Source organism: Arthrobacter sp. 05T423 (assembly GCF_056396245.1).
Window position 1 is genome coordinate 52,265 of record NZ_JBFTLC010000029.1, and the last position, 13,995, is coordinate 66,259.

Genomic DNA, 13,995 nt, shown 5'->3' on the forward strand with positions numbered 1-13,995 from the left:
AATCCGAGTACCTGCCCTGCAGAATTCGAGTACGCGCCACTCATGCGCGGCCCTGCCGGAAGGCGTTCACTTGTATCAGCACCGCTCCTTCCCGCAACCCGCGGGGAAGAGCTTCCGCATCCACCGTCGCATGTGGGGGTCGAGGTCATGAGCAAGGCTGAGAAGCAGGGCCTGAGGTACTCGGACTACTACTGGTGCATGTCGCTGAAGGACTTCATCGCGTGGATCGAGGCTGACGACGACCAGGAGCCGGCCACGTCATACTCGGACCAGCGCTGAGTGGCCGTCCCGCGCTGACTGGCCCCGCTGCTCTGGCTGGCCGCATTGCTCTGGCTAGCCCCATTGAAACTGTCACACCCCCGGCATAGTGTCGGTTCTGTCCGTAGCACCTCCATGACCTGCGGGGATGTCCCGCAAACCACACCAGGAGCAGTCCATGCCTACGCCCGAACCCACTCCCGGCGCCCCCTGCTGGGTCGACCTCATGACCACCGACGCCAACCAGGCGAAACAGTTCTATGGCGAACTGTTCGGCTGGGACTTCCAGACCGGAGACCAGGAAAAGTACGGCGGCTACATCACCGCCACAAAGAACGGCAAGACCGTGGCCGGCATCATGCAGAAGCAGGAGGACCAGGCGGGCATGCCGGACGCGTGGTCCACCTATCTGTGGTCCGACGACGCCGCCGCCACAGCCGCAGCGGTTTCCGCAAACGGCGGCCAGGTGTACATGGAGCCCATGGACGTCCCGGAACAGGGCCACATGGCGTTCTTTGGCGATGCCTCGGGCGCCGCAATCGGCGTGTGGCAGCCGCGGGAGATGCGCGGCTACGAGCTTGTTGGCGAGCCGGGCGCCCCGGCCTGGCACGAACTTCACACCAAGGACTACGACGCCGCGGTGAAGTTCTATCAGGAGGTGTTTGGCTGGGATACCGACGTCATGAGCGACACCCCGGAGTTCCGTTACACCACGCTGGGTGCCGGCCGGGAGGCCAAGGCCGGGATCTATGACGCCTCGTCCGATCTTCCCGCCCAGGTGCCCTCCAACTGGGTCGTCTATTTCGCCGTGACGGACGCCGACGCCGCCACTGACAAGGCCGTGAACATGGGAGCGACGGTGATTGACGGACCGGATGACACTCCCCACGGCCGAATGGCCACGCTGACGGACCCCACCGGGGCGAGGTTCAAGCTCGTGGCGGACACGGGACAGGGCGGCACCGGCGACGCCGAGACCGGCGGACAGGGCGCACTGTAGGCACATTCCCCTAATAAATGCCGGCCGTCAGCTTCCCGCGAAGCTGCCGGCCGGCATTTCTTTGTGCGGCCAGAGGGTGGTGTCACGACGGGGGCTGCGGGAGCGTTCCCGATCAGGCGCCGGGAACTGCGGAAGTGTTGGGGGCCAGGCCGAGGATGTCGCGGGCGATCTCGTCGGCGTCGCGCAGGGTGCGCTGCCCGCTGGGGTAGACGGGACCAGCCTGCTGGGCTGCTTCGGCGGCTATGGCTGTCCCCCACTGGGAGGCCGAGAGCTGGAGCCCCAGCACGTACAGCCGGCCGCTCACCTCGCCGTTGGCTGCCACCGGGCGGTAGGGGTGCGGACGGACGTCGAGCCCGGAGGACTGCACCGGCGTGCCTTCCACCGTCATCATGGTCCGCGGCCGCACGAGCCCGTCGGCAAGGAGCTGTTCCAGCAGCGGCGACTCGTTGAGGGCCACCCTGTTGGCCGGTGCCAGTGCCTCCACCAGCGTGCGTGCTTCCGCGGGCCCGCCCCTGACCCACGGCGAGGCGGCGGTGAAGGCCCGCTTACCCCGGTCCACGCCGAACTTGGGATCCGGCCCCACGAAGCTGACAATTCCGGCCCGTGCCAGCGCCGCCAGCTGCTCGGCGCGCAGCGCCGGCGGACCGCTGGCAAGGCCCTCCACCAAGGACTCAAACCAGCCCCGCAGGCCGGCGACCCATGACTCGTCGGTGATGCCGCCGTCGGCAACCACCGACTTCAGCACGGCACGGCCATGGTGCAGCGCGCCGATGGCCATCTTGACGGGATCGTCCTCCCCACGCGAAGAACGCCGGGCGTCGTCGTCGAGGTAGTCAACGACGGCGGCACCCAGCTCAGCTCGTGAAGCGAAAGTCCGCCCGGCCAGCGGGGCGGCAAGGCCGCGCAGGTTCAGCCTGCTGTCCAGGGGGACATGCCGGCCGACGATGGCGTTGAACTCCTCCTCCCACCGGCCAATGCCGTGGGCATGCGGATGCAGGGCGTGGTCCAGCTCCTTCAAAAACGCGGCATGGTCCGGCACGGTGTCCGGATGCGAGCGCACCAGGGTGGTGTAGTAGGCCCAGAGCGCGTCCCGGTGCAGGAGCGGCCACAGGTCATGGTCGAACGCCGGGACAATACCGGCCGCCGCGAACCTCTGCAGCGCCTTCCCGGTGAAGTAGCGGAGCGTGACCGACGCCGGATAGTAGCCCGCGAGGTTGGCCTTGGTCCGGTAGGGCGTTCCCCGCCGGGACGCGGCGAAGATCAACGGCTCCTGGCCCGAGGGCAGGTACTCGAGGCCGTCACCGGCCTCCACGAACTTCCCGCCCCGGCCCTCCGTAAGCTGGCCCATCACGTCGAAGAAGTTCAGGCCCATACCGCGAACCAGCACTGGTTCCTGCGCGGGAATTACGCTCCAATCGACGTCGGCCGGAACGGCCGGCGGCAGGTAGCGCAGGCCGAATTGCGCGGCGGCCGCCTGCAGTTCGCGCTGTTCGGGGCTGAGGCGGGAGGCGAGGTGGCCCAGAGCGAGGACCACCGAATCGACGGTGAGCGCCCCGCCGCCGTTCGGTCCGCCCGCGTCCGGTCCGCCCCCGTCCAGTTCGATCTTGAACCTTCCGTCCGGCTGCCGGCGCGCGGCGGTAGCCGTCGCCTGGTGCACGTCGATGGTGACGCCGTCAGGCACTGCGGCGAGCAGCTCCTCGAACGTGGACCGCAGGTAGCGGCCGTAGATGGCGCGGCTGGGGAAGTCGCCGGAACCCAGCGCGGCGAGTTCCTCCCGCTCGTCGTCGGAGAGCTCCGGCAGAGGGCTTCGCTGCTGGGTGGTCCGCCAGCGGTCGAAGGTGGTGCCGGCCACCGGCGCGGCCAGTCCCGTGTCCTCGGGAACCAGCGTGGGGTAGAACGACTGCGTGTTCATCAGGTAGAGGCGGGACTGGCCCGGCTGCCAGACGTGTCCCGGACCGGCCGGAAACGGATCAACGACGTCGATATGCAGGCGGGCTCCGGCAGGGCGGGCGGCGGACCAGTTGGCGAGCAACCGTTCCAGCACGCTGGTACCCCTCGGCCCGGCGCCAATAAGGGCCGTCCGGATGCTCTGCGAAATAACCACGCCTTCCAGAGTATCGGCATGTGACTTGCTAGCTGAGCGGGGATGTTGTTTGGATGGGCGCATGACCACCACTGCAGCTGATTCTGCCCCCGCGTCAGACGCCGTCCCCACCGAGACCGCGCCCGCGCCCACCGACGAGAACATCTGGCTGGAGGACATCTACGGCGAGGAACAGCTGGCCTGGGTGCGCGAGCAGAATGCCCGCACCGAGGACCTGCTGGAGGACGCCGACTATGCCAAGCTCGAGGGCGACATCCTCGAGGTGCTGGACTCCACGGACAAGATCGCCATGGTGAGCAAGCACGGCGAGTGGTACTACAACTTCTGGAAGGACCGGCAGAACCCCAAGGGTCTGTGGCGCCGGACCACCTGGGACAGCTACTGCAGTGACGCCCCGGAGTGGGACGTGCTGCTCGACGTCGCTGCCCTGGCATCCGCCGACGGCGTGGAATGGGTCTTCCACGGGGCAAACCTGCTCCGCCCCGAACCCGGGGAGCCGTACCGGCGCGCACTGGTGGCACTGTCCCCCGACGGCGGCGACGCCAACCGCTACCGCGAGTTCGACGTCGAGACCCGGGCCTTTGTTGATTCCGCCGCCGGCGGCTTTGACCTCCCGACGGCGAAAGGGAACGTCTCGTGGCTCGATGCGGACACGCTGCTGGTCGCCAGCACCGCCGGGGATCTCCCGCGCACGGCGTCCTCGTACGCCAGGACCGCGGTGCGGCTCCGCCGGGGCCAGGACCTGACGGACGCGCCGCGCGTCTTCGAGATCGCCGAGGACCACATGATGGCGATCGTGGCCCACGACTCCACGCCCGGCTTTGAGCGCACGTTCGCGGTGGACTGGATCGACTTCTTCAACCGCCGCACCTTCGTGCTGCAGGACGGTGACTGGGTGCCCGTGGACGTGCCCACCGATGTGAACACGGGTGTGCACCGGGAATGGCTGCTGTTCCGGCCGCAGCGCGACTGGACGGTGAACGGCAGCACCTATGCGGCAGGGTCCCTGGTCGCGGCTGATTTCCAGGCGTACCTGGCCGGCCAGCGCGACCTGACGGTGCTCTTCGCACCGGACGCGCACACCTCCCTGCAGTCCTGGAGCTGGACGCGGAACTTCCTGCTGCTGAACCTGCTGAAGGATGTGTCCTCGGAAATCCGGGTGCTGGACCCTGCCGACTCGTGGGGGTCCTCGCTGCTGGACGCCTGCCCGCCGCTGCACGACGTCAATGCCTTCGCCGTGGACGACGAAGCGGTAGACGGGTCCGGGGACGACTTCTGGCTCGTGGCCACCGGTTTCACGACGCCGAGCACCCTGACACGCGGCACGCTGACCCGCGGGACAGTCAACGGGGCGACCGCGACCTCAGTGGCAGGCGTGGTGAGCAGCCATGCGGTGGTGAAGGTATCGCCGTCGTTCTTCAATGAAACCGACTACGAAGTGCAGCAGCACTTCGCCGTCTCGGCGGACGGCACGAAGGTGCCGTACTTCCAGGTGGCGGCGCGCAGCCTGGTGCTCGACGGGCAGAACCCCACGCAGCTCTCCGGCTACGGCGGCTTCGAGGTCTCGCGCACGCCGGCATACAGCGGCACCGTCGGCCGGGCCTGGCTGGAGCGGCGCACGGCGGCGGTTCCAGGCGACGGCGGCGCCGAGGGGCACAGCCGGGGCGGCGTGTACGTCGTGGCCAACATCCGTGGCGGCGGCGAGTACGGTCCCTCATGGCACCGGGCCGCGCTGCAGGAAAACCGGCACCGCGCCTATGAGGACTTTGCGGCGGTGGCTCGGGACCTGATCTCGCGGGGCGTCACCAGCAGGGAGCGCCTGGGCTGCGTCGGCGGCTCCAACGGCGGACTGCTCGTGGGCAACATGCTGACTCGGTTCCCGGAGCTGTTCGGCGCCGTGTCCTGCGGAGTGCCGCTGCTGGACATGCGCCGGTACACCAAGCTCTCGGCGGGCCACTCGTGGATTGCCGAGTACGGGGACCCAGACCTGCCCGCGCACTGGGAGTTCATCAAAACGTTCTCGCCCTACCACCAGCTGAGGGACGGCGTGGACTACCCGGAAACCTTCATCTGGACCGCAACGTCCGATGACCGGGTGGGCCCCGTGCAGGCCCGGAAGATGGCCGCACGCATGCTGGCGATGGGCATTCCCAACGTCTGGTTCCACGAAGCACTGGAGGGCGGGCACGCCGGCGCCTCGGACAACCGGCAGGCCGCCGCGCTCCAGGGCCGCAGCCAGCACTTCCTGTGGAAGGCGCTGGCGGAGGGCACGGCCTGACCACGAGCCCCTTCGGGACGTTATCGCCAACCTCCCTGGAGTTTTTCGCGCCGCCTCCCTGGAGTTTTTGTCCACATATCGCGGGTTAAGGCCCCTCGAGCCCGCATTATCTGGACAAAAACTCGGGTAATGTGCACGGCCGGACGCGTTTTTGGCGTGCCATACCGGCCGTTTTGCGCTGAATGGCACGTTCTGCGTATCCTTGGTGGGCTAGGAATAGCAATTGGAGACGTGCCAGAGCGGCCGAATGGGCTTCACTGCTAATGAAGTGTGGGGCACAACTCCACCGGGGGTTCAAATCCCCCCGTCTCCGCGTTTGGCCCCGGTCCTCGGACCGGGGCCTTTTGCTTTCGCGGACTCCTCCGCCCTCCGCTTGGCCGCAAACCCGGCCGCTACCGCCGTCCGAGGGCCGGACCCCCAAGGCAGTAAACCGCTTTCCGGTGGCAGGATGATTGCATGAACAAGCTTTCCGCCAGCCAGGCCTGGAGTCCCCGGCTGGCGTTGCTCGTGGCGGCCACGTTCTTCATGGAGTTCCTCGACGGGACTGTGCTGACCACCGCCATCCCGAGCATCGCCGGAGATTTTGGCGTGCCGTCGGCCAGCGTGAACATCACCATGACCGCCTACCTGATGACGGTGGCCATGGGCATCCCCCTGAGCGGCTGGCTGGCAGAGCGACTCGGACCCCGGCGGATTTTTTGCCTGGCCATCGCCGTCTTTACGGTGGCGTCACTGCTGTGCGCCGCGAGCCAGGACCTCACAATGCTGACTGTCAGCCGCGTCCTGCAGGGCCTGGGCGGAGCGATGATGGTTCCGGTCGGTACGCTGCTGGTGCTTCGAGGAACGCCAAAGTCGGATCTGCTGCGCGCCACGGCCTACCTCGTCTGGCCCGGTCTCCTGGCTCCGGTGCTGGCGCCACTCGTGGGCGGCGCACTGACCACCTACCTGTCCTGGCACTGGATCTTCCTGATCAACCTGCCGCTCGGCGCCGCAGCCTTCCTGGCCGCCCTACGCCTGGTTCCCGCGGTCACCGGGGACCGGAACCGCCGGCTCGACTGGCAGGGACTTGCCCTCACCACGGCGGGCGTGGGCGCGCTGGTGGCGGGCCTGGAACTGGCCAGCGGCCACCCCGGCGGCTTGTGGACCTGGCCGAGCATTCTGGCCGGGGTTCTCGCCCTGGCCGCGGCGGTCATTTGGATGCGTCGCGCGGCGAACCCGTTGTTTGACCTGACAGTGTTTGGCAGCCGAACCTTCCGGGCCACAAACTCGGGCGGCTTCATCTACCGGCTCACCATCAGTGCGGTGCCGTTCCTGTTGCCGCTGATGTTCCAGAACGGCTTCGGCTGGAGCCCCCTGCATGCCGGCATCATGGTGGCCGCCGTGTTCATCGGGAACATTGGCATCAAACCCGCCACGACGCCCCTCATCAGGCGCTTCGGGTTCAAACCGGTGCTGGTGTTCGCGTCCCTAACATCTGCTGCGACCTTCGCCCTCTGTGCGATGCTGACCCCGGCAACACCGGAACCTCTGGTGTTCGCGCTGCTCGTGTGCAGCGGGGCGTTCCGTTCCATCGGCTTCTCCGCGTACGCATCGGTCCAGTACGCCGATATCCAGCCTGGGCAGCTGACGTCAGCCAACGCCGTCTCGGCAACGCTCGTCCAGCTGGCTACCGGAGCCGGCATTGCGGTGGGCGCCCTGCTGCTCCGGCTCTTCGGGACTGATTCCCTGCTGTCGTCCGGGCTTGGCGGCATCCTGTCGGCCGGACCGGACGGGATCGGAGTGGCCGCCTACCGCGGCGCGTTCTTGTCGATTTCTGTGCTAATGCTCCTCAGCACCGTTGACAGCCTCTTGCTGCACCGGCACGCCGGGGCCGAGGTCAGCCGGCCTGGGCCAGTGCCAGCGGAAGCACCGCGCCCGCACCGGCCCGCCTGAGCGCGCGTCCGGCGACTGTGACGGTCCACCGGCTGTCCACGAGGTCGTCGATGAGCATCACGCTCCCGCCGCCCAGTCCGGCGAGCCCTGCGGCCAGGGGCTCGCCCACTACGAGGCGGTCCCATACTCCGGCCAGCCGGTAGGCGCTGTTGCCGCCGCGGCCTCCTGTGGGGCCTCCGTGTTCGAGCTGCAGCTGGCCGAGGTACGGGATCCGGCCGATGTCGGAGATGCCGCGCGCCAGGGTGTCCACGAGTTCAGGCCTGCTGCGCGAGGGCATGCTGACAATCGCCGCAGGCCTGCCTGCGCCGCTCCAGCCGGGAATCCGGGAATCACCGGCGCCCCATTCGCGCAGCACCTGGACACAGGCCTGCAGCATGCCGGGATCGACGGCGCGGTCCGGAGCTCCTGCCGCGAAGAGTTCCCGCAGCGCCCCGCCCCAGCCGAGGTCCGTCAGCCGGGCGAGCACCCGGCCGTCAGCAATGTTCTCGTCGGCTTTGATCTTGCCCTTCACCGGCACCCCGAGACGGTCCATACCGCTGGGCCACTGCAGCCGGGACTCCAGCACGATGCCCGCGCGGCTGAGGGTCTGCCCGGCAGCCTCCGTCGCTGTGGAGGCGACGTCCGCCGGGAACCACCTTCCTGCGCAGTTGTCGCAGCGCCCGCAGGCGGCAGCGGTCTCGTCGTCCAGGACGGAAGTGATGTATTCCATCCGGCACCCGGCGGTGTCCTGGTAGATGACCATGGAGTCCTGCTCGTCCACGCGGGCCTCCGAGATGCGCCGGTACCGTTCGGCGTCGTACGTCCAGGGCATGCCGGTGGAGCGCCAGCCACCGCCTACCCTTTCCACCGCGCCGTCCACAGCGAGCACCTTCAACAGGAGCTCCAGGGGCGTCCGGCGCAGGTCCACGCGTGCCTCCAGCGCCACGGTGGACACGGCCGAACCGGCCTCCGCCAACGCTGTCAGCACCGCCGTGGCCTTCTCCTCGGAGGGCATGGACGCTGTGGCAAAGTACTGCCAGATCTCGCGGTCCTCGGACCCGGGCAGAAGCAGGACGTCTGCGTTGGCCGCGCCACGGCCCGCCCTGCCCACCTGCTGGTAGTAGGCGACGGGGGACGACGGTGCACCGAGGTGCACCACGAAACCGAGGTCCGGTTTGTCGAATCCCATTCCCAGCGCTGAGGTGGCCACAAGCGCCTTGACCTGGTTGTCCTTGAGGAGCTGCTCCGCCCGCTCCCGGTCCGCCGGGTCAGTCCGCCCCGTGTATGCCAGCACCTCGTGGCCCGCCTCGGCCAGCAGCCTGGCGGTGTCCTCTGCCGCTGAAACCGTCAGGGTATAAATGATCCCGCTACCCTGCAGATCGGCCAGGTGTGTGAGCAGCCAACCGAGACGCTCGCGAGAGTCAGGCAGCGTCAGCACTCCGAGGCGCAGCGACTCCCTGCCCAGTGCGCCGCGGATGGTCAGTACGCCGTCGCCCAGCTGTTCCTCGATGTCGTGGACCACCCTGGAGTTGGCGGTGGCTGTGGTGGCCAGCACTGGCACGGTATCCGGAAGCTGCGCGATGAGGTCGGCAATGCGCCGGTAGTCGGGCCGGAAGTCGTGGCCCCAGTCAGAGATGCAGTGGGCCTCGTCGATAACCAGCAGCCCCGTCCGCCGGATGAGTTCAGGCAGCTGGTGCTCGCGGAACGATGGGTTGGTGAGCCGCTCGGGTGAGACCAGCAGGACGTCCACCTGATCGTTGGCAAGCTGCTCCCGCACCGTGTCCCACTCCAGTTGGTTGGCGGAGTTGATGGCCACGGCCCGGACGCCTGCCCGGGCGGCAGCGGCCACCTGGTCCCGCATCAGGGCCAGCAGCGGCGAAACGATGAGCGTGGGCCCCGCCCCGCGCCGCCGAAGCAGCAGAGACGCCACGAAGTAGACCGCCGACTTTCCCCAACCGGTCCGCTGCACCACGAGCGTCCGGCGGGCGCCGTCGACCAGGGCCTCGATGGCTTCAAACTGGCCGTCGTGGAAGTCGGCATCCGGCCGGCCCACCAGCTCGCGCAGCACCGCAAGGGCCTGGCCGCGGGTTGCAGTCGCCGGTTCCTGTTCGCTTCCGTCGCCGAAACCTGTTGGGCCGGGAGCAGAAGAAAGGACGGGAACGTGCTGGTTATTTGCCATTGATTCAGTATCCCAGCCGCCTCTGACACACCAACCCCCGGGCCCGGCCTATGTGGACAACCGGCCACCAGGCAGTTCTGTGACTTTCCCTTCACAGGCCGCTGCACGCTTGCCCGTAAGATAAGTGCCGTGACTAGCGACCAGACCCGTACTTTTGACCTTTCGGCCTCGTTCAAGGCGTATGACGTCCGCGGCATCGTGGGCGAATCGATCAGCGCTGAAATCGTCGAGGCCGTTGGCGCAGCGTTCGTTGACGTGCTTGGCCTGGAGGGCCAGACCGTCCTGGTCGGCGGCGACATGCGCCCCTCGTCCCCTGAGTTCAGCAAGGCGTTCGCCAGCGGCGCCGCCACCCGCGGAGCCAACGTCCAGCTGCTGGACCTGATCTCCACGGACGAGCTGTACTACGCGTGCGGTGCCCTGAATGCTGCGGGCGCCACTTTCACCGCGAGCCACAACCCCGCCGAATACAACGGCATCAAGATGGCCAAGGCCGGCGCGGTCCCGATCTCCTCCGAGACGGGCCTCAAGGAGATCCAGGCACTCGCTGAGCAGTACCTGAACACGGGATCCATTCCGGCTGCTGAAACCCATGGCCAGATCGGCGTCCGGGACGTGCTGAAGGACTACGCCGAGTACCTGCGCACTCTCGTTGACCTCTCCGGCTCGCGCCCCCTCAAGGTCGTGGTGGACGCGGGCAATGGCATGGCGGGACTCACCACGCCGGCTGTCCTGGGCGACACGCTGCTGCCGAAGTTGCCCTTTGACATCGTTCCGCTCTACTTCGAACTGGACGGCTCGTTCCCCAACCACCCGGCCAACCCCCTGGAGCCGGAAAACCTGCGCGACCTGCAGGCCGCCGTCGTCGAGCACGGTGCGGACATCGGCCTGGCGTTCGACGGCGACGCCGACCGCTGCTTCGTCATCGACGAAAAGGGCGAGGCCGTATCGCCATCAGCCATCACGGGCATGGTGGCCCGCCGCGAAATCGCCCGCGCGAAGGCGCAGGGCGAGGCGAATCCCACCATCATCCACAACCTCCTGACCTCGCGCGCCGTGCCGGAGCTGGTCGCCGAAGACGGCGGCCGGGCGGTGCGCACCCGGGTGGGCCACTCCTTCATTAAGGCCGTCATGGCCGAGGAAGGCGCGATCTTCGGCGGCGAGCACTCCGCCCACTTCTACTTCCGCGACTTCTGGAACGCGGACACCGGGATGCTTGCGGCCATGCACGTGCTGGCCGCTCTCGGCGAGCAGGAGGGACCACTGTCGGATCTCGGCCGCGAGTACGAGCCCTACATTTCCTCCGGCGAAATCAACTCCGAAATCGAGGACAAGGCCGGCGCGGTGGAGCGCGTCCGGGCTGATTTTGAAGACGAGGACGTGGCCGTGGACCACCTTGACGGCAGCACCTTCACCGCCAAAGACGGCAGCTTCTGGTTCAACCTGCGCCCCTCCAACACCGAACCGTACCTGCGGCTGAACGCCGAAGCCACGGACCGGGCCACCATGGAGCGCGTGCGCGACCGCGTGCTGGCGCTGGTCCGCAGCTAGGACGCCCCGTGACATCGCCCGACTCCACCCCGGCCCAGCCATCGTGGCGGGCGTCCGTGCCCGACTCGACCGCTACGGACCTGGAAAACCTCCTGGGCACCGGAATGGCTGCGGCCCAGGAGCAGCTTGAGCGCAGCGGCGGGTTCCTGCCGTTTGCCCTCGTGATGGAGAACGACGGCGACGTCCGCCTTGTGGCTGTCTCGCCGGCGGATCCGGACGACGGCGACAGCGAGTTCGACGCCGACGTGATGATCCGCGACATCACCGAGCTATTGCGCCAGCACCGGGACGAGTTCCGCGCCGCCGCCATCGTCTGCGATATCACCCTGGTCGAGGAGCACTCGGACGCCATCCACGTGGCATCCGAACACCGCGACGGAGCGGTTTTCGCGGCGGTTCTGCCGTACTCCCCCGGCACAGAGGGCGGCGAGTGGGAGTTCGGCGACGTTGCGGCGGATTCCAATGAGCCTGTCGTGTGGGCGGACTAGACCGCACGGGGCGGCGCTTGGGCCGCACGCGCGATGTGCCCAGCCGTGCGGTTGCCACCGGACGGAACGGCGATTTGCACAGGTCATTAGGCTAGAAGCATGAAAATCAACGCCTTCGCGGACGTCAGCCTGCGCGCCCTCATGGTGCTCGCTGCCGCACCCGACGGCGGCCTGCTCACTACACAGAACGTCGCGGATGCCGTCGGAACGCCGTATAACCACGTCAGCAAGGCCGTGGCCAAGCTGCGGATGCTCGGGCTGATTGACGTTGAGCGTGGCCGCAACGGGGGCTCGCGGCTTAGCGCTGCCGGCCGCCGCGTGACCGTGGGACAGGTACTGCGGCAACTGGATACCAGGGAAGACGCCGCCGAGTGCATCGGTCCGGCCGGCAGTTGCCCGCTCATTATTGAGTGCCGGCTCCGCGGCGCCCTGGCCCGCGCGCGCGAGGCTTTCTACCGTGAGCTCGACGACGTCGTGGTGGCCGACCTGCCGACCTCACGCCAGATGACACCCGTTTTCGAGGCCATCGGGCTGCGCCCGGGCGCCTGACGGCGCCCCGCCTCCTTACGCCGAACCCCGCCCAAAGCGCGCTCCCCTTCCGCATTTGAAAAATTCCTTCTACGGGGTGTAGAAATAGACGTGTAGAAACTCGTATTTAAAATGCGAGTATCTGCAGCCCGGGACCGGCTAAAGACGCCGGACCACTAGCTCAGGAGTGTCAATGCTCTCGGACAAAGCCCGTCCTGTCATCGAAGCCACCCTTCCCCTGATCGGTTCACGAATCGGCGAGATCACCCCCAAGTTCTACGCCCGGCTCTTCGCGGCGCACCCGGAACTGCTGGACGGGCTGTTCAGCCGCTCGAACCAGCGCAACGGGGCCCAGCAGCAGGCTCTGGCCGGAAGCATCGCCGCTTTTGCCAGCCACCTCGTGGCCAATCCGGGAACCCTGCCGGAAACCGTGCTGTCCCGCATCGCGCACCGCCACGCGTCCCTCGGGATCACCGAACCGCAGTACCAGGTGGTCTACGAGCACCTGTTCGCGGCCATCGCCGAGGACCTTGCCGAGGTCATCACCCCGGAAATCGCCGAGGCCTGGACGGAGGTCTACTGGCTCATGGCCGACGCGCTGATCAAGCTCGAGAAGGGCCTGTACGCCGCCCAGGCCAACGGCGAGATGTGGACCACCTGGCGGGTTGCCGCCAAAACCCCAGCCGGCACCGGCTCCGTGACCTTCACCCTCGCACCGGCCGACGACACCCCCGTCACCGAAGCCCTGCCCGGCCAGTACATCAGCGTCAAAGTCACCCTGCCGGACGGCCTCCGCCAGGTCCGCCAGTACTCCCTCTCCGGCGACGTCGGCACCAGCCGCAGCTTCACCACCAAGCTCGACGACGGCGGCGAGGTCTCCCCCGTGCTGCACAACAGCGTGGAAGTGGGCGACGTCATCGACATTTCCAACCCCTTCGGCGAAATCACACTCAAGGAGGGCGACGGTCCCGTGGTCCTGGCATCAGCCGGCATCGGCTGCACCCCCACCGCCTCGATTCTGCGTTCCCTGGCCGAAACCGGCTCCGACCGCCAGGTGCTGGTCCTGCACGCCGAAAGCACCCTGGACAGCTGGGCCCTGCGCTCCCAGATGACGGACGACGTCGAACGCCTCGAGGGCGCCGACCTTCAGCTGTGGCTTGAGCAGCCGGAAGCCGGGTCCAAATCCGGTTTCATGTCCCTGCGCGAGGTGGACCTTCCCGCCAATGCGTCGCTGTACCTGTGCGGTCCACTGCCGTTCATGAAGAACATCCGCAACGAGGCCATCAACGCTGGCATCCCCGCCACGAAGATCCACTACGAGGTCTTCGGCCCCGACGTCTGGCTGGCGGCCTAACTCCCTTCGACCCTGGAGTTTTTGTCCACTTCTCGTGACTTAGAGGGGTTTGGCGCCCCATTATCTGGACAAAAACTCAGGAACGGACGACGGCGGCCCCGCACCTATGAAGAAAAGGTGCGGGGCCGCCGTCGTACTTTGGCTTTTCCCGAAGAGCGTGGACTAGGCCAGGCGGCCCTTCAGGCCGTCGAGCTCCTGCTGGAGCGCTGCGGGCAGCGACTCACCGAAGTTGGCGAACCACTCCTCGATCGAGGCGAGCTCGGTCTTCCATTCGTCGGCGTCGACGCGGACGGCGTCCTCCACCTGGGCGGGGGTCATGTCCAGTCCGGTGAGGTCGATGGAGTCGC

General features: G+C 67.6%; 11 protein-coding genes and 1 tRNA gene. 9 read left to right on the forward strand and 3 right to left on the reverse strand.

The genetic code is table 11. The features are described 5' to 3' along the window. Positions 1-147: 147 nt before the first annotated feature. Both AC1DFE_RS18550 and AC1DFE_RS18555 read left to right on the forward strand, forming a co-directional pair. Positions 148-279 carry a hypothetical protein gene (locus tag AC1DFE_RS18550; RefSeq protein ID WP_476907334.1) on the forward strand — a complete coding sequence of 44 codons (132 nt, stop codon included), beginning with the start codon at positions 148-150 and terminating at the stop codon, positions 277-279. Positions 280-436: 157 nt separating this feature from the next. Beyond that, a complete protein-coding gene (locus AC1DFE_RS18555; RefSeq protein ID WP_476907335.1) occupies positions 437-1,258 on the forward strand; it encodes a VOC family protein in 822 nt (273 codons plus the stop codon). A gap of 112 nt (positions 1,259-1,370) precedes the next feature. Here the strand turns inward: AC1DFE_RS18555 and AC1DFE_RS18560 are convergent, their stop codons facing one another. After that, positions 1,371-3,362 (reverse strand): FAD/NAD(P)-binding protein, encoded by a 1,992-nt coding sequence (locus AC1DFE_RS18560; RefSeq protein WP_476907336.1) that lies wholly within the window; start codon positions 3,360-3,362, stop codon positions 1,371-1,373. A gap of 61 nt (positions 3,363-3,423) precedes the next feature. Here AC1DFE_RS18560 and AC1DFE_RS18565 point away from each other — a divergent pair, with 61 nt between their 5' ends. From AC1DFE_RS18565 to AC1DFE_RS18575, 3 genes are all read left to right on the forward strand, one after another. Beyond that, positions 3,424-5,640 (forward strand): prolyl oligopeptidase family serine peptidase, encoded by a 2,217-nt coding sequence (locus AC1DFE_RS18565; protein ID WP_476907337.1) that lies wholly within the window; start codon positions 3,424-3,426, stop codon positions 5,638-5,640. Positions 5,641-5,865: 225 nt separating this feature from the next. Beyond that, a tRNA-Ser gene (locus tag AC1DFE_RS18570) sits at positions 5,866-5,953 on the forward strand. A gap of 143 nt (positions 5,954-6,096) precedes the next feature. Beyond that, positions 6,097-7,572, forward strand: coding sequence for an MFS transporter (locus tag AC1DFE_RS18575; protein ID WP_476907338.1), 1,476 nt, complete (start codon positions 6,097-6,099; stop codon positions 7,570-7,572). Here the strand turns inward: AC1DFE_RS18575 and AC1DFE_RS18580 are convergent. Then, positions 7,517-9,730 (reverse strand): RecQ family ATP-dependent DNA helicase, encoded by a 2,214-nt coding sequence (locus tag AC1DFE_RS18580; protein WP_476907339.1) that lies wholly within the window; start codon positions 9,728-9,730, stop codon positions 7,517-7,519. The genes AC1DFE_RS18575 and AC1DFE_RS18580 overlap by 56 nt on opposite strands. A gap of 129 nt (positions 9,731-9,859) precedes the next feature. Between AC1DFE_RS18580 and AC1DFE_RS18585 the strand changes: the two genes are divergently transcribed. The 4 genes from AC1DFE_RS18585 to AC1DFE_RS18600 all read left to right on the forward strand — a co-directional run bounded on the left by AC1DFE_RS18585 (position 9,860) and on the right by AC1DFE_RS18600 (position 13,648). Then, entirely contained in the window at positions 9,860-11,278 is a 1,419-nt protein-coding gene (locus AC1DFE_RS18585; protein ID WP_476907340.1) for a phosphomannomutase/phosphoglucomutase, read from the forward strand. 8 nt (positions 11,279-11,286) lie between these two features. Further along, a complete protein-coding gene (locus tag AC1DFE_RS18590) occupies positions 11,287-11,766 on the forward strand; it encodes a hypothetical protein (RefSeq protein ID WP_476907341.1) in 480 nt (159 codons plus the stop codon). A 99-nt stretch (positions 11,767-11,865) separates the two neighbouring features. Next, positions 11,866-12,315: an RrF2 family transcriptional regulator gene (locus tag AC1DFE_RS18595; RefSeq protein ID WP_476907342.1), complete on the forward strand. Its 450-nt coding sequence runs from the start codon at positions 11,866-11,868 to the stop codon at positions 12,313-12,315. Between the two features lie 172 nt (positions 12,316-12,487). After that, on the forward strand, positions 12,488-13,648 hold the full coding sequence (locus AC1DFE_RS18600; RefSeq protein ID WP_476907343.1) for a globin domain-containing protein: 1,161 nt from the start codon (positions 12,488-12,490) through the stop codon (positions 13,646-13,648). Between the two features lie 162 nt (positions 13,649-13,810). Here AC1DFE_RS18600 and AC1DFE_RS18605 read toward each other — a convergent pair. Continuing rightward, a partial coding sequence (locus tag AC1DFE_RS18605) for a phosphoenolpyruvate carboxykinase domain-containing protein (RefSeq protein ID WP_476907344.1) occupies positions 13,811-13,995 on the reverse strand: 185 nt, incomplete at its 5' end.